General features: G+C 44.6%; 25 protein-coding genes. 9 read left to right on the top strand and 16 right to left on the bottom strand.

The window, feature by feature from the left end:
• Nucleotides 1-2: 2 nt before the first annotated feature.
• From LFX25_RS07090 to LFX25_RS07060, 7 genes are all read right to left on the bottom strand, one after another.
• Nucleotides 3-1,136: a radical SAM/SPASM domain-containing protein gene (locus LFX25_RS07090; protein ID WP_238729594.1), complete on the bottom strand. Its 1,134-nt coding sequence runs from the start codon at nt 1,134-1,136 to the stop codon at nt 3-5.
• A gap of 23 nt (nt 1,137-1,159) precedes the next feature.
• A complete protein-coding gene (locus LFX25_RS07085) occupies nt 1,160-2,206 on the bottom strand; it encodes a nucleotidyltransferase family protein (protein WP_238729593.1) in 1,047 nt (348 codons plus the stop codon).
• Nucleotides 2,207-3,217: an NAD-dependent 4,6-dehydratase LegB gene (locus LFX25_RS07080; RefSeq protein WP_238729592.1), complete on the bottom strand. Its 1,011-nt coding sequence runs from the start codon at nt 3,215-3,217 to the stop codon at nt 2,207-2,209.
• A gap of 50 nt (nt 3,218-3,267) precedes the next feature.
• Complete coding sequence (locus LFX25_RS07075) at nt 3,268-4,086, bottom strand: ABC transporter permease (protein WP_238729591.1); 819 nt, start codon at nt 4,084-4,086, stop codon at nt 3,268-3,270.
• A 5-nt stretch (nt 4,087-4,091) separates the two neighbouring features.
• A complete protein-coding gene (locus tag LFX25_RS07070) occupies nt 4,092-5,027 on the bottom strand; it encodes a GDP-L-fucose synthase family protein (RefSeq protein ID WP_238729590.1) in 936 nt (311 codons plus the stop codon).
• A gap of 111 nt (nt 5,028-5,138) precedes the next feature.
• A complete protein-coding gene (locus tag LFX25_RS07065; RefSeq protein ID WP_238729589.1) occupies nt 5,139-5,462 on the bottom strand; it encodes a MarR family EPS-associated transcriptional regulator in 324 nt (107 codons plus the stop codon).
• Between the two features lie 343 nt (nt 5,463-5,805).
• A complete protein-coding gene (locus LFX25_RS07060) occupies nt 5,806-5,994 on the bottom strand; it encodes a hypothetical protein (protein ID WP_238729588.1) in 189 nt (62 codons plus the stop codon).
• 228 nt (nt 5,995-6,222) lie between these two features.
• On the opposite strand from LFX25_RS07060, the gene LFX25_RS07055 reads away from it, so the two are divergent.
• Nucleotides 6,223-6,858 (top strand): hypothetical protein, encoded by a 636-nt coding sequence (locus tag LFX25_RS07055; RefSeq protein ID WP_238729587.1) that lies wholly within the window; start codon nt 6,223-6,225, stop codon nt 6,856-6,858.
• Nucleotides 6,859-6,921: 63 nt separating this feature from the next.
• Here LFX25_RS07055 and LFX25_RS07050 read toward each other — a convergent pair whose 3' ends face one another.
• A complete protein-coding gene (locus tag LFX25_RS07050) occupies nt 6,922-7,704 on the bottom strand; it encodes a hypothetical protein (RefSeq protein WP_238729586.1) in 783 nt (260 codons plus the stop codon).
• Nucleotides 7,705-8,181: 477 nt separating this feature from the next.
• Between LFX25_RS07050 and LFX25_RS07045 the strand changes: the two genes are divergently transcribed.
• The 3 genes from LFX25_RS07045 to LFX25_RS07035 all read left to right on the top strand — a co-directional run bounded on the left by LFX25_RS07045 (nt 8,182) and on the right by LFX25_RS07035 (nt 9,723).
• The gene (locus LFX25_RS07045) at nt 8,182-8,595 is read left to right on the top strand and encodes an Hsp20/alpha crystallin family protein (RefSeq protein ID WP_238731535.1); all 414 of its coding nucleotides are present in this window, start codon (nt 8,182-8,184) and stop codon (nt 8,593-8,595) included.
• Between the two features lie 20 nt (nt 8,596-8,615).
• On the top strand, nt 8,616-9,020 hold the full coding sequence (locus LFX25_RS07040) for an Hsp20/alpha crystallin family protein (RefSeq protein ID WP_238729585.1): 405 nt from the start codon (nt 8,616-8,618) through the stop codon (nt 9,018-9,020).
• A gap of 340 nt (nt 9,021-9,360) precedes the next feature.
• Nucleotides 9,361-9,723: a DMT family protein gene (locus tag LFX25_RS07035; RefSeq protein WP_238729584.1), complete on the top strand. Its 363-nt coding sequence runs from the start codon at nt 9,361-9,363 to the stop codon at nt 9,721-9,723.
• 373 nt (nt 9,724-10,096) lie between these two features.
• Here the strand turns inward: LFX25_RS07035 and LFX25_RS07030 are convergent, their stop codons facing one another.
• From LFX25_RS07030 to LFX25_RS07015, 4 genes are all read right to left on the bottom strand, one after another.
• On the bottom strand, nt 10,097-10,693 hold the full coding sequence (locus tag LFX25_RS07030; protein WP_238729583.1) for an SCO family protein: 597 nt from the start codon (nt 10,691-10,693) through the stop codon (nt 10,097-10,099).
• 104 nt (nt 10,694-10,797) lie between these two features.
• Nucleotides 10,798-11,787, bottom strand: a complete 990-nt coding sequence (locus LFX25_RS07025; RefSeq protein WP_238731534.1) for a multicopper oxidase domain-containing protein — start codon at nt 11,785-11,787, stop codon at nt 10,798-10,800.
• A 31-nt stretch (nt 11,788-11,818) separates the two neighbouring features.
• Nucleotides 11,819-12,133, bottom strand: coding sequence for a PLDc N-terminal domain-containing protein (locus tag LFX25_RS07020; protein ID WP_238729582.1), 315 nt, complete (start codon nt 12,131-12,133; stop codon nt 11,819-11,821).
• Between the two features lie 40 nt (nt 12,134-12,173).
• Entirely contained in the window at nt 12,174-14,195 is a 2,022-nt protein-coding gene (locus tag LFX25_RS07015; RefSeq protein ID WP_238729581.1) for a plastocyanin/azurin family copper-binding protein, read from the bottom strand.
• 313 nt (nt 14,196-14,508) lie between these two features.
• On the opposite strand from LFX25_RS07015, the gene LFX25_RS07010 reads away from it, so the two are divergent.
• Nucleotides 14,509-15,774 (top strand): sensor histidine kinase, encoded by a 1,266-nt coding sequence (locus LFX25_RS07010; protein WP_238731533.1) that lies wholly within the window; start codon nt 14,509-14,511, stop codon nt 15,772-15,774.
• Between the two features lie 122 nt (nt 15,775-15,896).
• Here LFX25_RS07010 and LFX25_RS07005 read toward each other — a convergent pair whose 3' ends face one another.
• A complete protein-coding gene (locus tag LFX25_RS07005) occupies nt 15,897-16,175 on the bottom strand; it encodes an LIC_11321 family protein (RefSeq protein WP_118957400.1) in 279 nt (92 codons plus the stop codon).
• 216 nt (nt 16,176-16,391) lie between these two features.
• Here LFX25_RS07005 and LFX25_RS07000 point away from each other — a divergent pair, with 216 nt between their 5' ends.
• Nucleotides 16,392-17,399 (top strand): LA_0442/LA_0875 N-terminal domain-containing protein, encoded by a 1,008-nt coding sequence (locus LFX25_RS07000; protein WP_238729580.1) that lies wholly within the window; start codon nt 16,392-16,394, stop codon nt 17,397-17,399.
• A gap of 90 nt (nt 17,400-17,489) precedes the next feature.
• Here the strand turns inward: LFX25_RS07000 and LFX25_RS06995 are convergent, their stop codons facing one another.
• The 3 genes from LFX25_RS06995 to LFX25_RS06985 all read right to left on the bottom strand — a co-directional run bounded on the left by LFX25_RS06995 (nt 17,490) and on the right by LFX25_RS06985 (nt 21,404).
• A complete protein-coding gene (locus LFX25_RS06995; RefSeq protein ID WP_238729579.1) occupies nt 17,490-18,482 on the bottom strand; it encodes a cysteine synthase A in 993 nt (330 codons plus the stop codon).
• A gap of 226 nt (nt 18,483-18,708) precedes the next feature.
• On the bottom strand, nt 18,709-19,764 hold the full coding sequence (locus LFX25_RS06990) for a class I fructose-bisphosphate aldolase (protein ID WP_135590632.1): 1,056 nt from the start codon (nt 19,762-19,764) through the stop codon (nt 18,709-18,711).
• Between the two features lie 155 nt (nt 19,765-19,919).
• A complete protein-coding gene (locus tag LFX25_RS06985; protein WP_238729578.1) occupies nt 19,920-21,404 on the bottom strand; it encodes an ATP-binding response regulator in 1,485 nt (494 codons plus the stop codon).
• A 282-nt stretch (nt 21,405-21,686) separates the two neighbouring features.
• Between LFX25_RS06985 and LFX25_RS06980 the strand changes: the two genes are divergently transcribed.
• From LFX25_RS06980 to LFX25_RS06970, 3 genes are all read left to right on the top strand, one after another.
• Complete coding sequence (locus LFX25_RS06980) at nt 21,687-22,127, top strand: CBS domain-containing protein (RefSeq protein WP_238729577.1); 441 nt, start codon at nt 21,687-21,689, stop codon at nt 22,125-22,127.
• Between the two features lie 108 nt (nt 22,128-22,235).
• Nucleotides 22,236-22,448 carry a hypothetical protein gene (locus LFX25_RS06975; RefSeq protein ID WP_238729576.1) on the top strand — a complete coding sequence of 71 codons (213 nt, stop codon included), beginning with the start codon at nt 22,236-22,238 and terminating at the stop codon, nt 22,446-22,448.
• On the top strand, nt 22,445-23,053 hold the full coding sequence (locus LFX25_RS06970; protein ID WP_238729575.1) for an LIC_12238 family plasminogen-binding lipoprotein: 609 nt from the start codon (nt 22,445-22,447) through the stop codon (nt 23,051-23,053). Before LFX25_RS06975 ends, LFX25_RS06970 begins: the two co-directional genes overlap by 4 nt.
• The last annotated feature ends 69 nt before the right edge of the window (nt 23,054-23,122 follow it).

The raw sequence follows: 23,122 nt of genomic DNA, 5'->3' as shown, positions 1-23,122 counted from the left end.
AATTACTCACCGATGAGCTGTTTACGATTTGTATAATTTTCAGCTAAGACCTTGCGACCGTGAAGATTTAATTCTTCGGGCTCAGTTTGCCTTGGCAGATAGCACTTCCTGCAGATACCGTAGGCTTCTACCCCTAAATGTTTCCTATGCAAATCTCTTGCGATATTCAATTTTTCACCGTGCCATATTTCATGAATAGATTCTTTGTTAGCATCTCCGACAACGTAATCATTCTCCTCGTCGTTTGAACACATCATGGCAAGGCCATCGGCGCCGATAACTAATCGTTGGTACAATTGAGAACAACTAAAATTGGGTACATATTCAATTAGGTCTTTGCCATCGTTTTGAAGGTAATCGATCAAAGGATTAGAACTTACCATATCGGTAATAGGTGAAAAAATATCATAGTATTCCTCAAAACGATCTCGAATTGCCGGCAAAACGCTTTGAACTTTGATGACGGGCTTCACTCTACCTGCTTCTTTTTTTATTTGTTGATAATTCTTTATTTTCTCAACTGCACGATCGAATTTTGCGGGTTTACGGATTCTTTCATAAGTTTCCCCTATCCCATCAAAGGAAATTGTAATCCAATCAATCCCGGCCTCCATAATCTTTGCGAACATAGCCTCATCAAGTTTTACCCCATTCGTAAGAGTGGAAATTTCCTTGATTCCTTTATCTTTTGCATATTTCACGCAATCAATGATTCGTTTATGTAGAAAAGACTCCCCACGCAAACTCAAACGAATCGAATAAACTCCCGCGGGACCTATTTCATCGATGATTTTGGTATACAATTCCCAACTCATCAATTTCGTGTTTACCTTCTCCTTGAACTCTTTTGTAACCGTGTAACACATCGGACATTTCAAGTTGCAAATCGAAGCTAGCTCTATATCAACGTGAAGAGGATAATCATTTTGTTTATGCTGTTTCGGATTTTCAAACCATTGACGTCTATATTCTTTATATCCTTCCGGATCATCGGAAGCTCGATTTTTTTCAAACATCGTCTCTCGTTCGACGGTTTCTAAAGTAAACTGACCTTTATTGATCGGAATATATGAAATAATTTTCTTTTCATCCTGAATCTCATGGACAATCTTATTCCTCTGTTCAAAGGGTTTCATGCATTTTTCCTTATGGATAAGATTTATGAAAAATAATTACCATAATCTTGATCGGCTTTCTTTAATTCTGAATGTCTACCGATATCGATCCAATATTCGTGAATAGGAAAACTTCCTACTTGAACATTTTGATTGATCAAGTGCGTAATCAACTGCGGCATATCAATCTTTGTATTGGGTGGAACCATACGAACGGCTTCCGGGGAAAGAATATAGATTCCAGCATTAATAAAATATTTGTATTCAGGTTTTTCGGAAATTCCCGTAATTCGATTACCTTCTAATTCAACAACACCAAAGGGGATCTGTATATTTTCCGTTCTAACTGTCATCGTCACAATGTTTTTCTCCGCTTCATGAAAATTCAGCAAAGAAGCGTAATTTACACGACTTAAAATGTCCCCATTCATAGCTAACAACGGAAGTTTTAATTCGGAACTATCGAGGAGCGACAGAGCTCCCGCTGTACCTAACGAATTCTCTTCCTGCACAAATCGTACGATCCCGTCATAGTGCTTATTTGAAGCGATTGCATTTCTGATCATATCAGCTTTATGGTTAAGCGCAAGAGTTATACGTTGAAAACCCGTATCGATTAGTCCGTCCATAATCGTAAATAAAATCTCTTTACCACCGACTTTCACCAAAGGCTTAGGTATTTCCTGAGTGATCGGGTATAGACGAGTACCCAATCCCCCCGCAAAAATAAATGCTTCTGCCTGAATTCCCGAAAACAAAAGATCATCAATTAGCTTAAGATCCAATACCCTGCCTGTATCATCTAACACAGGAATTTGATGGATTTGCTTTTGTTTCATTAAATGAAGAATGGTATTATCCGGAATATCAGACGTAACCGTCAGTGGTTTAGTAATCATAACGGTCGACACGGGTACATCAAGACTTCCCGATCCGATAATAATCCTGCGAATATCCGAATCAGTAAGAACCCCTAGTAATTTACTAAAAGAATCGGTAATCAGAACGATCCTTTTATGCTGCTCATTGAGAACTTCTATCGCTCTACGGAGAGGTGTATCTGGAGTGATAAAAATGTCATTTAAGCTCATTCAAATATTATAAATATCCGATTTATATTTTCTCAGATTATTCGGATTAGAAAACCATTCTATGGTTTCCATCAATCCTTTAGATAAACCTTGAATTCCCGAAAACTTGGGAGACCAATTTGTTAACTTATGCGCTTTAGAATTGTCAGCCCACAACCTTTCAACCTCGCTTTTATCGGGTCTTTTACGGACTTCATCCGTCGAAATCTCAATATCCTGTCCCATCAATTTGGCAATCAAGGAAACGGTTTCCTCAATCGAAATTTCAAAGTTACTTCCTATGTTGATTGTCTCTCCGACGACTTTATCCGAATTTAAAATGGATAAAAATCCGGCAACGGTATCACGGACAAAATTAAAATCCCGTGTAGGATGAATCGATCCCATCTGAATCTTTCGTTTTCCAGAGAGGATCTGAGTGATAATCGTTGGAATTACCGCACGCGCGGATTGCCGTGGTCCGTACGTGTTGAAAGGTCTAATAATGCTTACTGGAGTTCCAAAAGAAGAATAAAACGAAAAAGCAATCTGATCTGCACCAATCTTCGAAGCTGAATACGGAGATTGCCCTTGCAGGGGGTGCTCTTCCGAAATTGGTACGAACTTAGCGGTTCCATACACTTCGCTTGTCGAAGTATGAATAACTTTTTGAACTGAAAAATCTTTTGCCGCCTGTAAAACATTTAAAGTTCCTTTGATATTCGTATCGATATAAGTATCTGGAGAATGGTACGAATAAGGAATTGCAATCAAAGCTGCGAGATGCAAAACTGCATCGCAATTTTTCACTGCATTCCGCACACCGTTCGGGTCTCGGATATCGCCTGAAAAAACCTCCAGCTCCTTTTGAATTTCCTTCGGAGAGTCATCTAACCAACCCCAAGAATTAAAAGAATTATAATATACGAAAGCCTTAACCGAATGCCCCTCACGGACCAACGCTTCTGTCAGATGCGAGCCGATAAAACCGTCAGCACCCGTTATAAGTATTTTTGAATATTTTTTAGACATAGGATTGTTAAGTTTAATGAGTAAAAATTCTACCTACTTTCTTTTAACTTTCAAACGAAATCCGCAAAGGTCTTTCTCGTTTTTTGGAAAAACCAAAACCCCGTACAAAGTAAAACGAAACCGAAAATCGAAGCAATTATAGTGTTTTGCCAATTTGGAAATTGACCAAATAAGAATACGCTTCTTGCATCCTCCAGCAAATATGCGAGAGGATTAAAAATCATAAATTTTTGAAAAAGAGGAGGAATTCTTTCTATGCTATAAAAGACGGGACTAACAAATAAAATTACCGTAATAATGTGCCCGATTATATAGCCCAGATCTCTAATAAAGACCCCGATAGATGCAAGGAAATAAGAAACTGCCAATGACATCAAGATTAAAGGAAACAACACGATAGGAAGAAAGACAAAAGTCCAATGAATATAAAAGTGATAAAGACCGTAAAAGATAAACAAAACGCCAAAACTTATAAAGGCATGAAATATCGAACTTAGAAGACTGACAATCGGTAGAATCTCAAGAGGAAATATTACTTTCTTTACATAGCTCGCATTTGAAACGATCAGGCTTGGCGATTCTTTCACGATTTCTCCAAAAAGATTGAACACAATCAAACTAGCAAAAAGAACCAGGGCGAAATCCAATTTGGTTTCATTTTCGATTCCCCATTTAGCCTGAAAAACAACCCCAAATGCGAACGTGTAAACTCCGAGCATAATCAAGGGATTAAAAAAAGACCAAAATAATCCTAGGATTGAACCTCTATATTTTCCAATAACGTTTCTTTTAGTTAATTGTAATATTAATTCCCAATGCCTGACTACAGAACGAAAAAGAGTCAAAATGTTTGTGCCTTGATTTTGCATCCAAATCACATCCTTACAGTCCCATTTAAAAAATCCTGATAAGCAATTTTAATACCTTCTTTTAAGGAAGTACTCGCCTGCCATCCAAGATTCTTTAACTTTGAAGAGTCCAATAATTTTCTCGGAGTTCCATCAGGTTTCGTCAAATCCTGTATAATCTCACCTTGATACCCGACTACCTCCTTTACGATTTTTGACAATTCCGCAATGGAGACCTCTTGACCGCTTCCGACATTAATTACTTCATCCGATAAATAATTATCCATAAGAAAAATACATGCGTTCGCAAGATCATCTACAAATAAAAACTCCCTTCGCGGTTCTCCGGTTCCCCACATAACTACCTCGGGCAATTTCGCCATTTTCGCTTCATGAAATCGTCTAATAAGAGCTGGAAGTACGTGAGCATTCATCGCATTATAATTGTCCCCGATTCCATATAAATTGGTCGGCATAGCAGAGATGAACTGTGTATTATACTGTTTATTATAAAACTCGCACATCTTTACGCCGGCAATTTTCGCGATCGCGTAAGCTTCATTCGTAGGTTCAAGTGGTGCGGTAAGTAAAGAATTTTCTTGTATTGGTTGTTCGGCGAATTTGGGATAAATACAAGACGATCCTAAAAATAGTAATTTTTTTGCGCGATATACATAAGCAGAATGAATGAGATTATTCTGAATTTGTAGATTATTGTAAATGAAATCGGCCGAATAAGTATTATTCGCATAGATCCCGCCTACTTTTGCGGCAGCAACAAAAACGTAATCTGGTCTTTCATTTTTGAAAAAATTTTCCACATCGGATTGACGCAATAAATTGAGCTCTTCGGAACTGTGACCAAGAATATTTTTAAAACCTCGGTTCTTTAAAGCTCTGCCAATCGCAGAACCCACCATACCAAAATACCCTGCTATATATACTTTTGAATCCTGCTCCATACGTTATGCTCCTATAATTGCTGAGATTCCAATCTAGTAAGTTAGATCTCTGATATTTTTAATCCGTATTAATAACCTAAAGAATCATATTAATAGCTTTTTAATAAAAACTTATAATTCTTCCCCTACTTCCTTCTTCAACTCTTCGATCTCTTTCCGGATCTGTTCGTATTCCTGCATTTTAACTTTCAGATAACGAACCGTGATACGTGCCTTTTCTTCGATTCCCATCGGAGTTAAAAAATAGGCGTATGCGAGTTTGTTCTTGCTGTTCTTAAAGTTCTTCGCCTTGACCCAACCCTTATCCATCAAAGCTTTGAGACAATAGTTCACTTTCCCTAAGCTGATCCCCAAAATCTCGGAGATTTCCCTCTGATTGACTTCAGGATTTTCTTCCAAGATTCTCAGAAGTTTGTGTCTTAACGCGTCATCCATAACGAAACACTCAAAAGTGGGAAAAATACGGGGAAAATGCGGTTGAGACCGTGTTTCCAGGCATAGCTTCGCCGGGTCAGTCCCAAAATTGGAAAATCTTAACTCATAAAAAGGCTGCAAACACGGCCTGTCAAGAAAATTTGTTCAACCCTTGAACAGACAGCGATTTGGAAAAATTCCCAAATTCCAAGAAACTTTCTCGGGTTATCTTTTAGGAAGGAAGAAGCGAGGAAACGTTCTGACTAAAAACAAAATCGTAAGGAACACAATACTTTCCCTCGTTCGCGTGACCAAGGAAACGGATAAAAAACAGGAACCGCAAAACACGAAAAAAACGATCGATTCACAAGGGCATCCGGCTCAGCGAGAATTGTTTTCCTAGAAAGTTGAAATCGAAACTCCCTTTCCCGACTTTATGGAATGAATTTCGAATCCGATCGATCGATCGAACCGGAACGACTCCATTACAAAGAAACCCTTTAAAGACGAACTCCGCAAATCCGAACGCTCCCCATCCAAGTCCGATTCTCATATTCAATTCTTTGCATCGAAACGATGCTCGTAAATCTTACAAAGTGTTCCGCTTTCGTTCCTTTCTATATAAGAAACCTCTGAATCATTCGAAGATCGAATCACCGAAGAATGGATTCTTAAGTTAGGAGATCATTTTAAACATCGATTCAGTTTTTTCTTGCAGAAAGGATTCTTCGAACAAACTATATCCAATTTCTGCCCCGTAATTTCAGGAGATTCTAACACTATGGCCGATTCCTCTATTGTCCAAAAATTGGACGCAAGGCTCATCGAAGACGGCATCCTCGATCGAGCTTTCGAAGATGATTATTCCCTCGTTCACCAAAGGCTCAACGAAGAGTTTCGTAAAACCGGAAAGTCCGCACAACCCGAAGCCAACTTCGAACTCGGAGAAAAGATTCTCAGAGATTGGCTGCACGGACTCGCTCGCCAAGGAGCTTCTCAAGATAAGCTGACAAGTTATCTTCGTTGCGGACTCGCGCATCTTTCCTACGACTACATCGAATCAGCGAACGAAGGAATGGAAACTTCCGATATCGACGAACTGATCGGCCGCGCTTTGGTTTCTTTTAAGAATCGCGATTTCGAAAAGACATTCTTCCGTTCCAACGAAGGCGACAAGGCCGTTGTGGAACGAGTTGCCGCGAAGAAAGCCGCGGTAAAAAAAGCAGCGAAGAAGAAGGCCGCCAAGAAAAAGGTCGCAAAAAAGAAAGCGGCAAAGAAGAAGTCCGCTCCTAAAAAGAAAAAGACCGCTAAGAAAGCGGCCAAAAAGAAAGTAGCGAAGAAAAAAGCTCCCAAGAAGACCGCAAAGAAGAAGGTGGCTAAAAAGAAAACCGCCAAGAAAAAATCGAAAAAGAGATAATTCGTTTCGATTCTTCCTTTCGTTCAAGACACCTTGAAGTCGCCCTTCGACAAACACGCGGCTTCAAGGTGATGCCGATCCAAAGTCCGTTTCAATCCGCAGTCGATTCAATTCTTGCCGAGCCCCAGGCTGATTCTTGTAGCGTTCGATCGCTTCCACAAGCAACGGCGAGGACATTCCGTAATTCGAGGTTAAGATCATAAAATGAGATCCGATCCATCCTTCATTGGTGAGGATTTCTTGGATCGCTTTATCATAGAATTCTTCCGGCTCCGTTCTGATTCGATCGAAGGAGCGCAGCAAAAGAAAGACCGCAGCGTTGTTATTGAATTCACCCGCGCGTACGTCGGCGATTTCGTCCCAAGGAAGAACGACCGACCATTTGCTCCTTCCGATTCGAAAGCCGTCGGAATCGAATCGAAGAAAACCTACCGGAACTTTTCCAATTGTTATCATAATTGCCAATAAAACTCCGAAGCCGGCAATGATATATGCAAGAATTCTCATTAAAAAAGGGTAATTGTCTCCGAAAACAGCGAGGATCGTTCCGAGCAACATCAACAATAAAGCCATCAACCAAGCACGCAAGCGGGACGGCTTGATATCGACTCCTCCGATCGCATCGACGGAAATACTTTGAAACTTGCTTTCTTTTAATTTTCGAAGTATCGTCGTCAGAAAGGTTCCCGCACAAACTCCGAAGAACGCGATCGTGACGATCCCAACGTTTAAATTCTTAGGAAGAACGAAAATTCCCATTGCAACGAACGCGAGCGAAATCGCCGTCAAAACCCAATCCATTCGTTTTGGCTTGAGATCGTGATAAGTTGGATTCGTTTTTTTCATCGGTTCCGGTTCCTGAGGTGGAGTATTCTCGGTTCAAGGATTTAGCCGCGATTTTGAGTTTAGGCGACGGTCGCCTAAATGTTGTGCCGCACGTGCGAAAATCCTTGGGAAACCGATTCCTCAAGCAACAATTTAATTTGTATGAGTTCCCACATTTTTCGAAGATCCAAGCATCGTTTGCAGGAGTTCCCACATTTTTCGCAATTCAAACTAATTCGCATCTCAGAAGTTCCCTCGTTCTTAGGAAATACAGCTTCGGCGTGTATGAGATCCTACAATTCTCAAATAGAGAAACACGCAGACTTCGACAAAACCCCTCTAAGAAGCCCCGATGATCGACCAAATTCTCCGCAATTTCGTTCCTAAATCCACCCTGGCACTCGTAAAAAAAGAGTGCTAATTTTTTAAAAAAATGCTGGAATTTTTTTAACCTTTTGGCACTCTAATACTCAGATTGCTAAAGAGGAAAGAAGAATGATGAATGAATTTAGAATCTTTGAAGACCTTCACAAACTGCAAAATCAGTTTTCCGGCTTTTGGGATCAGTTTCCCGCGGGAGGCGGAAGCGCCTATCCGGCCTTAAACATTCATAAAGGACCGGACGAAGTTACCATTACCGCCCTGATTCCCGGCATCGATCCGGAAAGTCTACAGATCACCGTCAGCGGAAACAGATTGGATCTCAGCGGAGAAGCTCCGGTAAATTCCCATTCGTCCGCGAACACAAACCGAGTGGAACGGTTTCATGGAAAATTCCGAAGAGCATTGGAACTTCCGGCCGAAGTGGATTCGGAAAAAGCAACCGCCGAATTTAAAAACGGAGTTTTGATTCTTAGCCTTCCGATTCGGGAAAGCGTAAAACCGCGTAAGATTCAAATCCAGACCAAGTAAGTAACAAAGGAGAACCGACTATGACAAACGCAGTTCTGCACAAAGAAAATCATACGGCTGAGGAGAATCAAACTTCTCAGGAAACAAAAAAAGAACGAGTGAGAATCCTTACTCCGAGAGTGGATGTTTACTCCGACGAAACGAACATCTATCTGATCGCCGATCTTCCCGGAGTGGAAGAAAAGGACGTTCAAGTGCAGCTTGAAAAGGATCAGCTTACGATTTCCGGAAGAACGTCCGAAAGAAACGTTCCCGGTGAACTGAGATATTCCGAGTTCCGCACGGGCGAATACAGAAGATCATTTACGGTGACCGAGTCCGTGGAAGAAGACCAGATCTCCGCCGTATATAAAAACGGTGTGTTGAACCTGACTCTTCCGAGAAGGAAACCTCATACCAAAAAGATCGAGGTTCGTTCCGAATAATTTCACATTGAGCCGACGCTGGGCCTGAAACGGCCCTCCGGCGTTTCGTTATACTACCTGAAGTCTAAAACCCTATATTCAACCTCGGAATTCTCCGGGGTCTTTTTTTTGCAATCTTCCGACAAGAAGATCTGAATTTACATAGCACAATTTGGCTTTGGAAAGAATCAGCCAAACTTTCATTCACTTAGATCGTTCGATCGAGATACGTCGCCGAGGCGACGCTTCCCCTTTCGAAACGTATTTCCCGGATTGAAAAAAAGGAAAGGCTTGGAAAGTTGTCCGTAACGCACAACTTTCTACCCGGAATTTCAAAAAAGCGCGTTAGGAAGCACATATCATGAAAACCTTTCTCCTTCTTCTTTGCTCGAACGTATTTATGACCTTTGCCTGGTACGGGCATTTGAAATTCTTTCACGGTTGGAGTCTACCCCTGACGATCGTCTTAAGCTGGGGAATCGCCCTTTTCGAATACATGCTCATGGTTCCCGCCAATCGAATCGGCTACGCCGAAGAAGGTTACAACGCGTTTCAATTGAAGATTCTGCAGGAAATCATTACGATCAGCGTTTTCATCGTGTTCGCTTCTTTGATCTTAAAGGAAAGAATCAAGTGGAATCACGCGGTGAGTTTTCTCTTGATTTTAGCGGCGGTTGGGTTCGCGTTTTACGACATATCGAGCGACCCACAGGAAGCGAGATAGCCGGAGATGCGCGGAGCCATTCATCGAAGGCTTCCAACGAAGTTGGAAAATCGGCCCAAAAATGCAAACGACAAAACCGCAAACCGTAAAACCGAGAATTCTTCTTGGAAACGAAGGAGTTCCCACATTCCTGCGCGCAGTCTCATCGATTTACTTTTGTTTCTTTTCGAAGGAGTTCCCACACCGATTGAACGACGAAACGATCCTCAAAGACACCGACCAATTCTACCGACAAACCATCGGAAGATTGAAAAACGCTTGTAAAAAGGAGCAGATCGAAAGTCGAACAAGCGGATCGACGAGATGTGCGCGTCGCCGTCCGCGCTCTCTTCCGCAAACCGACGGCTTTGAAGAATCCGGTCTCCGCCCTTGTCTATAAGAATTTCTTAATGTCTTTGGCGAGAGTTTTTCCGTCGGTTCCTCCCGGAAACGTCGCGAGAATTCTGCTCTGATCGTCGAGAACGTACAAAAAGACGGTGTGATCGACCGTGTAGCCGCCCGTAACTTGCGGATTGCTCACTTTTTTCGAAATCGCACCGAACGCGTTCTGCAAAACGTCGAGCTTGGACTTTTCTCCGGTTAATGCGACCAATCTTTCACCGGGAAACTGTTTTACGTATTTTGCAAGTAGTTCGGGGGAATCCCTTTCCGGGTCTACGCTGATAAAGACGGGCGTGAGATTCTTCCCTTCTTCCCCGAGTTCTTTGACCGCGGCGGACATATCCAGAATCGCACGTGGACACATGTCCGGACAATGCGAAAAACCGAAATACACGAGTTTCAGTTTACCGGGAATTTCGCGCAGAGGAACTTCGGAATTCGCGGTATTCTTTAAAACGGACGTGGACCATTCTTCCACTAAAACGGGTTCTTGGTTCGCTGCGGTTTTCGACTTCCAAAGTTTCCAACCGAAAAAACCCAGTCCGATTCCGAAAATCAAAACTCCGATAAAAAGAATTCTTTCCTTCAAAAAATTTCTCCTAAACGATTCCGGGAACGGGAAAACTTAAAAATAGAATTCGCACTTTCGAAATCTTTCTCTAAACGGCCGTACACACGTTAGACGTCATCGTATTAGACCGCGACGATCCAACCCATGGCGCCGTTCTCGGCCATCTTCGTCTGATGTGGATGAAACATATATCTCCCCCGTTTCGGAAGGGTAAATTCCACGATGACCCGTTCGGTTTGTCCGAGCGTAACGACGTCCGTATGATCGTCCGGGACCAGTCTCGTACCGGTCCGAAATACGTCGAACGTTTGCGCGTGCAGGTGAAACGAAGCGACGGGTTCGTATTCGCACATGTTCGCGATATACAACCGCACCTTTTGACCCACCGGAACTTTGATCGGATATCGATCGTAAAAACCGGACATTCCGTTCCAAGAGAAGATATCGTTTCTCCCCTTGTCCGCAAGATCCCAACCGGAAAGAATCAGCATAAATTCGTGCGCGGGAGGACGCCCGCCCGGAGGATCCACGATCAAACCTCCGTACAAACCCTTTGCCATGTGACTCGCAAGCGGAGGAACGTGACAATGATACGGATGAAATCCGATCGGACCCGCAGTTAGTTTATATATTTTTTCGCCGCCGGTAACGATCGGTTCCCAACCGTCTTCGTTCGGATCATGACTTCCGTGAAAATGAATCGAATGAGGATGTTCGGAATCGTTTCGAAGCGTGATCTCCATTTTTTGTCCGAGCTTAGCCCGAACTACCGGCCCCGGAACGATTCCGTTGAAAGTCCAGGCCTTGACGACCGTGTTGTGCGCGACCGTCAAAGGCATTTCTACGATGCTCAAATGTTGTTTCAAAATCGGACCGGAAGAAACTTCGTGATTCTTCAGTTCCATCCGATTTAAAAAAGCGGGATCGGTATGAAAGGGAGGATGTACCATGCTCCCATACGAGTTATTGCCCGGATTACCCGGGATCGTGGATTCCTTATTCACACCCACGATTCCGGGACGGACCTTACAAAGAAGTCCTCCGTTTCCGTCCTCGTCTCCGATCGAACTGAGTCCGGCGCCAGCGGCCAAACCGGCCCCGCCGATTCCCATCCATTTGAGAAACTGTTTGCGGTTCACTTTTTTAGAATTTGGCTACCGATGTGATGAGAATGATCAGCGCCAAAAACCCCACTCCCCCGTAAACGAGGGAATTTTTCAACCAAGCGGGAACCTTGGATCCTCCCGCAACCAAATACGCTCCGGCTCCTACGATCGGAACCAGAAGAATCGCACCGGTCCAGATCGAACCGGATTTCGCGTCCACGTCCTCTCTTTTTACGAGATCCAGAAGCGCCAAAGGCGCAAGAAGAGTGTAGAGGATAAACGGAAAGTAATATCCGTAAAAGTTGAAAAGTAAAGCGAAGAATCCGGGGCCGCCGATGACAGTTTGTTCCATGTTTTTTCTCCTATGATAATTTCTGAATATTCTAAACTTTTTAACTGATTGTTTTGGTTCCCACGCCGTTCATCAAAGAAAGTCCGGTGTAAGCCGCCAAAAGGAAGAATGCCGCGATTCCTCCCCAAACCAAGGTTCGCTTGAACCAAGTCGGATATTTGCTTCCGCTTCCGAGAAGATAAATCGCCGCGCTTAAAATCGGAACGAAAGTGATCGCCGCAATCCAGGACATTTTTTTGTTCCGATCCAGGTCCGTTCTGTCTTTCAGATCGAACAGAGACATGGAAGTCCAGCAGATATAAATCGCGAACGGAAGCAGAAATCCCAACCAGTGATAGAAGAACGGAAAGAGACTGACCGGTTTTACGAGAGTGATCGCCCCGGTGGTCGGCGCGGGTTTTCTCGGAACCGTTTTCAACACTTCTTCCGCTTCTTTCGGAAGGGAGATCTTATTCAAATCCAAGTTGAAGTCTTCAAACGCGGTCAACGCCGGTTTTACGGGTGCGGAAGCTCCGTTCGGCATATTGACTTGAGGACCCGGAATCGGTTGTTCTTTGTAGTTACCGGAAGGAAATTTTCCGCCGGAAGCCTGCACCATCAAGCCGAGCGCTCCGAGCATCATCGAAAGATCTCCGCCCATCGGAAGTCTCAAGAACGAACCGCAACCGTTCCATTTTTCAAGGAAGGCGGGAAGTTCCGTTCTGTATTGATTTCCCGAAAAACAGTTTCCCGTGCTCATCGGACCTACGAGAGCGATATCCGCTCTACCCGAGTTGTAGACGATGTTATCTTGCACCACGTTGTTATGCGAAATCCAAAACTTTTCGTCCAAGTTGGGAAGAATTACGATCCCGTTGTTTTCGTGATCGACAACTACGTTCTTACGAATGATATTTGAAAGACCGCCCGCGATCAGGATTCCGTTTCCAAAGGAAGGATATTCCAAAGCCGCGATCGGAGCTTTCGGGTTATTGTTGTTGTAAACCAGATTTCCGATGATGGTCGTTTCTCTTTCGGGAGGAAGAAGTTCCCGATCAAGAGTGTTCGGAGCGAGACCCACGATATTATTCTTCCATACCGAACTGATGAGATAGAGTTCTCCGCCGGAGTTGGTTCCGGAATAACCGAGCGCATTGTGTTCCGAAACTACGTCGTAAAGAATCGCCTTACAAGGATAACACTGACCGATATAGACGCCCGAGTCCGGTGAACCGGAAGCATAGGCGTGTTCGATGACTCCGTTCATCGAGTCGAACGCGTAAATACCGTAGTCGCCGTTATTGTGAGCGGTCAGGTAAGAACCTCGATATCCTTTCACGCCGGTCCAATAAAAACCGTTTAAGGAAGCGTTTCTTGCCGTCATGTTTTCGATCGCGACTCCGTCCGCCGCAACGACCATGATCCCGTTTCCTCTTTGAAACTGACCGTCGATAATGACCTTATTCCGATCCACTCCTCGAATCGTAATCGAAGGAGTCGTAACGGTGACTTCTTCGTAATAAACGCCTTCGCTGACCAGAATCAAATCTCCCGGACTTGCGGCGTCCACCGCGTTCTGAATCGTAGGATACTGAGAAGGAACCTTGCGGGTGGTTCCTGAAAACTGCGCAACGTTCTTCCAAGACTTGCCCGCTTTGGCCGCAGGGTTGTAAGGAACGTCTCCGACGACGACGTCTCCGACCATACCGCTTTTGCCGTCGGGGGTCGCATGAAAAGAACAAAAATACGGGAACACGCCTTCTTTCGGAAAAGTGACTTTCGTTTTGGAACCCCGAGGCATCACGATGTTTCCGAAGGTCTTTTCGGTGGACCAACTCTTATCGACGGCAATTGCGTTATGCGGATTGTTTCCCGAGTTGACGAACTCGACGATTCCACCGACAGGAATTTTCTGCATCGGAGGAGAAAAGGAGTTATCGATCATCAATACGTGAGCGAAACCCTCGATCTCCTCCTTCTTTTCCCCGGAGCAAGCGGAAACGAGAATTCCCAACGCGACTCCGGCCATTAACAAAGCCATAAGATAGGGAAGTTTTTTGATTTCGAAACCTGGTTTTTTCATTTTTGATTGAACCCCCGGGTTTTCCGGAATTTTATTGTATACTGAATCTGAGGTTTGTTGGAAATAGGATGCTCATTTGTTATCAATTGAGAACGGTTGCAAGGGAAAAAATGACCTTCTCGATCTATAAATGGCTTCGAATCTCTCTGGTTCAGAATAATGAGCATTTGCTCACATATTTAAAAAAAACTCAAGACAAAAATTCTATGAGAGAGATTTTTCCGGAATCGAGTTCGAACATCTGTTATCTTTCTAAGAAAGAAACGGGCCTACTCTGTTATACAATCGGACGACTATGAGCCTTCTTCCCCCTATCAAAGAATTATTCAAGCTTCCTTCCCCGAATTCCACCCATCCGAATGCTTGGAAAAAAAACATCATCCACGTTCTATTGCTTCTTTCGTCCTGTTTCGGATTTTTGATCTACGTTCCGAGCGTTTATCTGGCTTGGGTGCAGGGGCTCGGAGAAGTCGTCATCGTCGATACGCTTGCGCTTCTTCTAATATGGTTTCTTTTGCTTCTTCCGAGCAAATTGTATAAACCGAAGTCCTACTTTCTTTTGGGTTTAATCTTTATCCTCGGTTGTCTTCTTTATACCAAGATCGGACTCGGAGGAGCGGGAATTCTTTGGTTCTTTTTGATTCCGGTTTTTTGCGGAATCTTTTTAAGTCCTACCATCGCGTTGTGGGGTTGGGCGCTCGCGTCGGTCTGCGTATTTTCCGGAGCGCTTCTTGCCCATTATAGAATTTGGATCGGAAACGAAACCCCATTTCAAATCCTCGTAGTCGGCGCAAATTTCACCTTCTTATGCGGAATTCTCACCTTTTCCATCATCGCGATTTTACGGGGACTCGCGGAAGGAATCCGCAAACAAAAACAACTCATCCTTCTCCAGAGAAAAACGAACAAAAGACTACAGAACGAAATCTCGATCCGGACCGAAACGGAATTGCAGCTTACGGAATCGTTAAACGACAAGGAAACTCTCTTTCGGGAAATCCAACACCGGGTTAAGAACAATATCCAACTCATTCTCGCAATGATGACCTTGGAACAGGAAAAGACAAAATCAGAATCTGCAAAAAAAGCGATCGCTTCGGCGATGAATCGAATTCAATCCATGGCGATGGTTCAGGATTATCTGTTCCACAAAAGCACATACAAAGTCATTCACGCAAAAGATTATCTGAATTCATTGGTGAGCCATCTTTTCGTTTCTTACGGTCCAAGCGACGGGAGAATTCAATCCGACTGTAATATCGAAGAAATCTTTCTTCCTATGGACAAGGCGGTTCCCTGCGGCTTGATCGTAAACGAACTGCTTTCCAATTCTTTCAAACACGCTTTTCCCGATAAACGAAAAGGATTGATCACCATTCTCTTTCAGAAATCGGCTTCGGGCTATCTGACGTTGGAAGTGGCGGATAACGGAGTCGGCAAGGATTCCGCGGACAAGGACCCTCAGGAAGGAAGTTCTTTAGGAATGAATTTGATCGAAGCTCTTTGTATGCAACTTCGGGGTGAAATGGAAGTCGAAAAAGAAAACGGATTCCGTGTGAGAATCCGCTTTTTTCCTTAATAGGACGCCGAAAAGGATCGCCCTTTGTAAAACGGACGCGTTATGCGCTCTTTCATTTCCACGTTATGCGATCGTTTACATTCGCGCCGGACGCAAAAAGATCCGTCAAACGGAGGATTCTTTCAATCCCGATCCGGAAAGGATTCAAAACAAAGGGTTCGTTCCTTCATAAACGAATGAAACTGTTTGTGACCGGCACATTCTTCTTCGGTGCTCATAAAGTAATCGTAACCGCCCCCGGCCATTTTAATACGACAACAGCCTTGCGCGGCGGGCTTGGAAGAAGTTTCCAAACCTCGTTCGGATTCTTTTTTATCCGATTCTTTGGAAATCAAAGTTCCGCAAAGAAATAAAATCCCGATCAACACGATCCCTATTTTTTGTTCGAATCTTCTCTTCATAACAATACGACCCTTTACGTTCCGCGCATCTGATAAAAAGGCGTTTTCTTTTTTATTGTCTATAAGACGAAACGTTTTGTTTCCTTTCCATCTATCCTTTTTCCATCCTACTTTTTTAATCAAATAAAATCGAAGAACAGATTAAATTAAATTGCATTTATAATTTCTTTACTAATACTGAATCATTATTCTTGATCCACAGGAAATAGTATTCTTATGAAGTTTTTACATCAGTTTTTTTTCAGACCTCTTTTCGTTCCGTTTCGGATCGGATTCGTTCTATTCTTTCTTCCGAGCTTGTTGTTTGCGGAAACGATTCTTTTGAAAACGGGCGAACGGACGTACGCGACCGTGATCGATCAGGATCCCGAAACCGTCACGATCATCAAAGATGGAAAACGGGAAAAATTAGCAAAAACTAAAATTCTCAAGATCATTTTCAAAGAGATCAAGGACGAACAGGAAATCGCAAAGATCATCGAAACGGAAAAAAAGAAACTGAATAAGGAAGGAAAGAAAAGCGATAAGGAAGAACAACTCGACACTTTCTACTTGGAACAGATGATCAAGGAGAACAGCTATAAGATCGTTCAAAAACGTCTCGCTATGATAGAAAAATATCTGGAAGAACGGGACGGCGACTGGGAACGTTATATTTCCGCGAAACGAAATCCCTGGGAACCCGTTTGGAAATCCGCGATCCTTCCGGGTTGGGGTCACAGTTTTATGAGACAGGAAGGCTGGAGTTCCACTTACTCCACGTTATTCTTCGTTTCTTTGATTTCTTACATCGGTCTCGACGCGGCGGAAAAAGACAGAGCCAGTGCGTATAACAAAAAGATCGAAAAGATTCTCGAAACTCAGTTTACGACCAACTTGATCCCTACTTCCGGTTTACCGACCGGTTTTATGGATCAATACAATCAGATCACTCTCTTCAAAAACGTAAATTCCCTGAACGGAATTCGATCGGACGAATCGCAATACAAAAACGCGAAACATGCGGCGATCGGGGTCGCGGTCGGAGTGTATCTGATTCAATTGACGCACGCGTATTTTACGGGAAAAACTTGGGCGCAAAACAACGTGATTCAAAGCCCTACGGGAGAACCCGTCACCGAAGGTTTCGGGGTTCGCGGCAATCCTATGGTTTACAAGGAAATCGCCGGAGGTTCCAAAAGCCTCGATGTCGGCGGCCAACTGTTGTATTCCGTGTTTTTCTAATTTAGAAAAACTGAATCTATTTAAACTCAAAACCGGTCGTTCGCACAATCGGACCGGATCGGTTTTCATTTTTGAAATCGACTTCCGAATTTAGAATCGTTTTGCCGATTCGGGAACGGAAAATCCTTTCGAGGCCAGCCATTCTTCGTTGAAGATTCTGGACTGGTATCTCGCACCGGAATCGCATAACACCGTTACGATCGTTTTTCCCGGTCCGAGTTCTTTGGCGAGTTTCACGGCGGCGCCCACGTTGATTCCCGTGGAACCGCCGAGAAACAATCCGTCCTTGTGCAGTAATTGATAAACGACACCGAGACATTCTTCGTCTGTCACGCGGATCGCGTCGTCCATCGGAGCGCCTTTCATGTTCTCGGTGATTCTTCCGTTTCCGATTCCCTCGGTAAACGAACTGCCTTCCGCAAGAACCTCTCCCTTCTTTACGAAATTATAAATTCCCGAACCGTACGGATCGGCTACGATCGTTTTGATTTTGGAATTCTTTTCTTTTAAAAAGAGGGAAACTCCGGCGTAGGTTCCTCCGGTTCCGAGCGAGGTGATCCACGCATCGATCTTTCCTTCGGTCTGTTCCCAGATTTCGGGACCGGTGGTTTTGTAATGCGCTTCGCGGTTGGCGAGGTTGTCGAACTGATTGGCCCAGATCGCGTTTTCCATTTCTTCCGCAAGTCTACCCGAAACCTTGACGTAGTTGTTCGGATCCTTGTATGGAACGGCCGGAACGGTTCTTACTTCCGCACCGAGAGTTCGCAGCAGATCGATCTTTTCCTGGGACTGCGTATCGGGGATGATGATGAGGGTTTTATATCCCTTGGAATTGCAGATATGCGCGAGCCCGATTCCGGTGTTTCCCGCGGTTCCTTCCACGACGGTTCCACCGGGTTTTAAAATCCCCTTTCGTTCCGCGTCTTCGACGATATACAGAGCGGCCCGATCCTTGACGGAACCGCCGGGATTTAAGAACTCAGCTTTTCCGTAGATCTTACAACCGGTTTCTTCGCTGAAACTTTTGAGTAGAATGAGCGGTGTGTTTCCCACTGCGCTCGAAAAATCTTGCTTAACGTTCATAGCGCCTTCTTTTTTTCGTAGAATGCCCTAATCTTTCGATCGATCCCGAAACGCTTTCACAAAAAACGTTTCACTTGATTCGTATGAAACAAAATACTCCGCGGCAAGCGCGGAGTATTCGTTCTTTTCTTTCGAAACGATCGGAGCCGGTCCGAAAGAATATTCTTCTATTTGAATGTTCTAATTTCGCTTTAACGTAAAATCGAACACGTTTTTGACGAGGCGATTAGGCGATCGTCACGTCCTTGGAGAGATAAACGTCCTGAATCGCGTTCAAAAGAGCGACTCCGTCCTTCATCGGTTTTTGGAACGCCTTTCTTCCGGAAATCAGTCCCATACCGCCCGCTCTTTTGTTTACGACCGCAGCTTTTACCGCGTCGCCGAGGTCGTTCTCACCGGAAGCTCCTCCGGAGTTGATCAGACCCACTTTGCCCATGTAGCAGTTCGCCACTTGATAACGAGCCATGTCGATCGGGTTATCGGCGGAAAGAGTGGTGTACATTCTATCGTCTTTTTTACCGAATTTCAAATCCTTAAACCCGCCCGCAAAAACTTCGGGAAGTTTTTGTTTTACGATGTCCGCTTGGATCGTAGCGCCTAAGTGGTTCGCTTGTCCGGTAAGGTCTGTCGCAAGGTGATAGTCGATTTTGTCGGGTTTGAATCCGTCGTTTCTTAAGTAAGCCCAAAGGATCGTTACAAGTCCGAGTTCGTGCGCTCTGTGGAACGCTTCCGAAATTTCCTGAATCTGACGGGAGGATTCTTCCGAACCGAAATAGATGGTCGCTCCGACCGCAACCGCTCCCATATCGAACGCTTGTTCCACGTTTGCAAAAAGGATCTGGTCGAACTTGTTCGGATAAGAAAGAAGTTCGTTGTGGTTGATCTTTACGATAAAAGGAATCTTGTGCGCGTATTGTCTGGAAACGAGTCCCAAAACCCCCAGTGTGGAAGCGACCGCGTTGCAACCGCCTTCGATCGCGAGTTTTACGATGTTCGCAGGATCGAAATACGCAGGGTTTTTCGCGAAGGAAGCTCCCGCACTGTGTTCGATTCCTTGATCCACGGGAAGAATGGAAGTATAACCGGTACCGGCAAGTCTTCCCGTGTTCAGGATCGCCTGATAGTTTCTGAGAACGGAGTTGTTTCGATCGCTTTTGGAAAGAATATCGTCAACATAGTTGGCGCCGGGGAGGCTCAATGATTCCTTGGGAATCGTTTTACAAGTATGGTTTAAAAGTGAGTCCGCTTCTGCACCCAGTGCGGCTTTGATTTTATCAATCATTCCTAAGTTCCTTGCTCGATTTGAATGTTGAATACAGGTTTTTTCACTGCACTTGGTTTTTCCATCGATTTTCAGTCGCAAAATGCGAACGCCAACGGTTAAATTGAGCCCCCGCTCCGTGCGATTTCGTTTCGGGGAAGAATCGAAATTCTCCCTTAAACCGGAACTTGAATGATAAAATCCCAACCGGCATCGGATTTTTTGAGAAGAAGTTGTCCCCGGTTCGCCTGAAGAATCCCGTAACAAACCGAAAGTCCCATCCCGATTCGAGCGTCGTTGGAACGAAAGTTTTCGAACGGTTCAAAGCGGCTTTCTTCGCTGAAGTTGAGATCCACACCGAGTTTTCCCGAAACCAAAACCTTTAACGTGGAAGGTTCGCCGTCTCCGTTGTCCACGGCGGCTTTGAGATGGATCAGAGCCTTTTTTTGATTTTCGGAATAGTAATACAGAATGTTGTAAAGGACTTCTCGGATCTGATTCGGTCGGAGCAAAACTTCCAAGTCCTCCGGTATTTGTTTTTCCAATTGGATCTCTTGAGACTTGAGCATCTCGGAGATCATTCCTTCCACGGAACCCACGAGTTGTTTTACGTTCGTTTGCACCGGTTGTTCCGGGTCTTTTCGGGAGAATAACAAGAGATTGCGGATGATCGCCGCGATTCTTTCCCCTTGTTCGATGACGAGCCTCGCGTAATTCTTCGTGTCCGCGTCCCCGCCTTTGTGATTTCGGATGATATGTCCGTAGTTGATGATTCCCATCAGAGGATTGTTGATTTCGTGCGCGAGGCCCGCCGCGAGTTTCTGGATCGAATCGAGTCTCCGTTCGGATTGAATGACTTTTTCCATTTCGGAAATCTCTTTCTCGGAAACGGAAAGAGAGGAAAGTTCCGAAAGAGTAATGATGGAACCCGCAATGTCTCCTTCCTCGTCCCGAACCGGTGAAACCCGAAACGCGACTTGAATCCGACTTCCGTTCTTCCGCGTTAAAAGAGAAGGAATGTATTTTACGTGATCGGGTTTGATTCCTCCGATTTTTGTGCGGAGATTTTCTCCGTCGTCGGTCGAAAGACTCAAGACCTTATCGCCGCTTTCGCCCTGCACGTCCGCAAGAGACCAGCCGGTCAGAGCCTCCGCGGTCCGGTTCATAAATAAAATTTTTCCTTCCCGGTCGAGAGAGATCGCCCCTTCTCCGATGTTTTGGATTACGTCCCGGAATTCTTTTCCTTCTTCCCTTGCCTTTCCGAACCTTTGCTGTTGTTTGAGCGCGATTTCGATGGAGTTTTTGAGAGCCTGGGGCTGGAAGGGTTTGGAGATATAGCCGAATAGGGAGGCCTTGTCCACAGCTCGATTGAACGTTTCCTCGTCCGCAAACGCGGTCATAAAAATGACAGGAACGTCCATTCGTTTCTGGATTCGTTCCGCGGCTTGAATCCCGTCCAGTTCGCCTTCGATCCGGATATCCATCAGAATCAAATCGGGTTTCGTTCGTTCCGCGAGTTCCAAAGCCTCGTCCGCGGTCCTTGCGGTGCCCGCGATCAGATAGCCCAGCTTTTGAAGAGAAACTTGAAGGTTGAACGCAATCAGCCATTCGTCGTCCACGATGAGGATCGAAGGACCGGAATTCTTATCGTTGAGATTCATTCTGCGCTGCGCGACCTATGGCGAAAAAAATGTAGGAGTATACGTGAATTGAAAACCTTTTTTCAATTTCAACGAAAGAATTCTACCCGGAACGAAGCTTTTATTCAAAAGATATTAAGCGTTTCGACGGAAAAATTCTTGAACCCGAGGCCGAAAACCCGTAACTTTTCTAGAGATACAAAGGTAACAAATTTTCTGGACGTTGTAAGAACTTGAGATAGATTGCAAATCACACCCATTGAGGAATGCAAAACGATTGTATCGACCGATACGGAGAAGGTAATGTACGTAAAACAGATCCTGGCAAAAAAAGGCCGAAAACTTCTTTCGGTGGAACCGGAAACTTCGGTGATGGACGCGGTCAAGTTTATGACCAAATACGATATAGGATCGGTGATGATCTTAACCGATGGAAAGCTGAAAGGAATTTTCACCGAAAGGGACGTTTTGCATCTTTCCGCGGAATTGGGTCTGGACTTTTTTAAGAAATCGGTTTCGGAAGTCATGTCCACTTCCCTCACCACGATGAGCCCCGAAGACGACGTGGATGAACTCCTTTCCATCATGCTCAAAAAAAGAATCCGTCACATGCCGATTTTGGAAGACGGACTTTTGATCGGAATCATCTCCATCGGAGACGCCGTAAAAGCAAAGATCGAAAAAACGGAAGAAGAGAATAAAAACCTCAAACAATACATGTATAACGAGAACGGATTTATCTAAAAAAAACCCGTTTTACTGCGGGACGATGGAGTTCCCACAACCTGAAATTTTTCGTTTTTTTCCGATTGCCGGAAACAAAACCAGGGTCAGATTAGAATAAGTAGCTTTATGAAATTGATTCTTTTTATTCTGATGACCTATTTGGTGTATCGATTTCTCTCCCGTTTTTTCACGAACCCGGCAGAGCGCAGATCCACCGGTCCTCAGTGGAAAACGTTTTATACGAACGTTCCACCGAATTACGGGCAGCAACCGCCGAAGGAAAAAGACGTTTCCGGACAAGGCCGCGTAATCGATTCCAACTCCTTGGGAGAAAAATGAAATTTCTTTCCTCTTCCCAAAACGCCGCTTTCTGGCTCGCATTCCTTTTCACGAATCGGTTAGACGCCGCATCCGTGCCAACACAACGCGTTCTATTAAAGCGAAAAGCCTCCCCGGTGCCGTTCCGCATTCTCGCCTTTTCGCTGTTATTCGTTACTGCGACCGCCTGTTTTAAACCGACGGGAGATTTCGGTTGGGCCTTGCTCGACGAGGATAAGTTCAACGTACTCGAAAAGAAGATCATGACCGTCGGAGAATATACGATCACAAGGGAGAATCTGATTTTTCCGGACGACAAAACGATCCGTTACATTTACCGATTTTCCAGATCCGTACCCGAAACCGCGGAAACCTACGTGAGTTTGAGCCGCTTCCAACTCGGATACAACGAGATGGACGTTCTACGCAAACGACCCAATCCGATTTCCAGAACGATAGAGGGTTCGTTTCAAGGACTCACACCCGGTAAGTATTTGCTCAAGGTTGCGTATGAAGGGGATGTGATCGACGAGGTGGAATTTTTGGTGCGATCCTCGCAGGCCGCTCCTTATTCCGAAGAGCCGACCTCGCCCACCGACGACGATATCGAAAAGGCGATGAAGTGAAAACGGAACGTTCTCAATAAGAACCGAATCGTCGATCAACGCTTTTAAGCCGAATCGTTTGCCGGAACA

The sequence above is a fragment of the Leptospira sanjuanensis genome (genome assembly GCF_022267325.1).
GTDB classification, from domain to species: domain Bacteria; phylum Spirochaetota; class Leptospiria; order Leptospirales; family Leptospiraceae; genus Leptospira; species Leptospira sanjuanensis.
The sequence above is the reverse complement of the archived record's forward strand: the minus strand, read 5'-3'. Positions and strand labels throughout refer to the sequence as shown.

Bases quoted from the DNA above. Each gene is read 5' to 3' on its own strand.
- LFX25_RS07035 (WP_238729584.1), top strand. From the start codon at position 9,361: ATGAAAACCTTTCTCCTTCTTCTTTGCTCGAACGTATTTATGACCTTT.
- LFX25_RS06980 (WP_238729577.1), top strand. From the start codon at position 21,687: ATGTACGTAAAACAGATCCTGGCAAAAAAAGGCCGAAAACTTCTTTCG.
- LFX25_RS07045 (WP_238731535.1), top strand. From the start codon at position 8,182: ATGAATGAATTTAGAATCTTTGAAGACCTTCACAAACTGCAAAATCAG.
- LFX25_RS07040 (WP_238729585.1), top strand. From the start codon at position 8,616: ATGACAAACGCAGTTCTGCACAAAGAAAATCATACGGCTGAGGAGAAT.
- LFX25_RS07090 (WP_238729594.1), bottom strand. From the start codon at position 1,136: ATGAAACCCTTTGAACAGAGGAATAAGATTGTCCATGAGATTCAGGAT.
- LFX25_RS07000 (WP_238729580.1), top strand. From the start codon at position 16,392: ATGAAGTTTTTACATCAGTTTTTTTTCAGACCTCTTTTCGTTCCGTTT.
- LFX25_RS07005 (WP_118957400.1), bottom strand. From the start codon at position 16,175: ATGAAGAGAAGATTCGAACAAAAAATAGGGATCGTGTTGATCGGGATT.
- LFX25_RS07065 (WP_238729589.1), bottom strand. From the start codon at position 5,462: ATGGATGACGCGTTAAGACACAAACTTCTGAGAATCTTGGAAGAAAAT.
- LFX25_RS07080 (WP_238729592.1), bottom strand. From the start codon at position 3,217: ATGTCTAAAAAATATTCAAAAATACTTATAACGGGTGCTGACGGTTTT.
- LFX25_RS07020 (WP_238729582.1), bottom strand. From the start codon at position 12,133: ATGGAACAAACTGTCATCGGCGGCCCCGGATTCTTCGCTTTACTTTTC.
- LFX25_RS07050 (WP_238729586.1), bottom strand. From the start codon at position 7,704: ATGAAAAAAACGAATCCAACTTATCACGATCTCAAGCCAAAACGAATG.
- LFX25_RS06995 (WP_238729579.1), bottom strand. From the start codon at position 18,482: ATGAACGTTAAGCAAGATTTTTCGAGCGCAGTGGGAAACACACCGCTC.
- LFX25_RS07015 (WP_238729581.1), bottom strand. From the start codon at position 14,195: ATGAAAAAACCAGGTTTCGAAATCAAAAAACTTCCCTATCTTATGGCT.
- LFX25_RS07075 (WP_238729591.1), bottom strand. From the start codon at position 4,086: ATGCAAAATCAAGGCACAAACATTTTGACTCTTTTTCGTTCTGTAGTC.
- LFX25_RS07085 (WP_238729593.1), bottom strand. From the start codon at position 2,206: ATGAGCTTAAATGACATTTTTATCACTCCAGATACACCTCTCCGTAGA.
- LFX25_RS06975 (WP_238729576.1), top strand. From the start codon at position 22,236: ATGAAATTGATTCTTTTTATTCTGATGACCTATTTGGTGTATCGATTT.
- LFX25_RS06990 (WP_135590632.1), bottom strand. From the start codon at position 19,764: ATGATTGATAAAATCAAAGCCGCACTGGGTGCAGAAGCGGACTCACTT.
- LFX25_RS06985 (WP_238729578.1), bottom strand. From the start codon at position 21,404: ATGAATCTCAACGATAAGAATTCCGGTCCTTCGATCCTCATCGTGGAC.
- LFX25_RS07055 (WP_238729587.1), top strand. From the start codon at position 6,223: ATGGCCGATTCCTCTATTGTCCAAAAATTGGACGCAAGGCTCATCGAA.
- LFX25_RS07025 (WP_238731534.1), bottom strand. From the start codon at position 11,787: ATGGGAATCGGCGGGGCCGGTTTGGCCGCTGGCGCCGGACTCAGTTCG.
- LFX25_RS07070 (WP_238729590.1), bottom strand. From the start codon at position 5,027: ATGGAGCAGGATTCAAAAGTATATATAGCAGGGTATTTTGGTATGGTG.
- LFX25_RS06970 (WP_238729575.1), top strand. From the start codon at position 22,445: ATGAAATTTCTTTCCTCTTCCCAAAACGCCGCTTTCTGGCTCGCATTC.
- LFX25_RS07060 (WP_238729588.1), bottom strand. From the start codon at position 5,994: ATGAGAATCGGACTTGGATGGGGAGCGTTCGGATTTGCGGAGTTCGTC.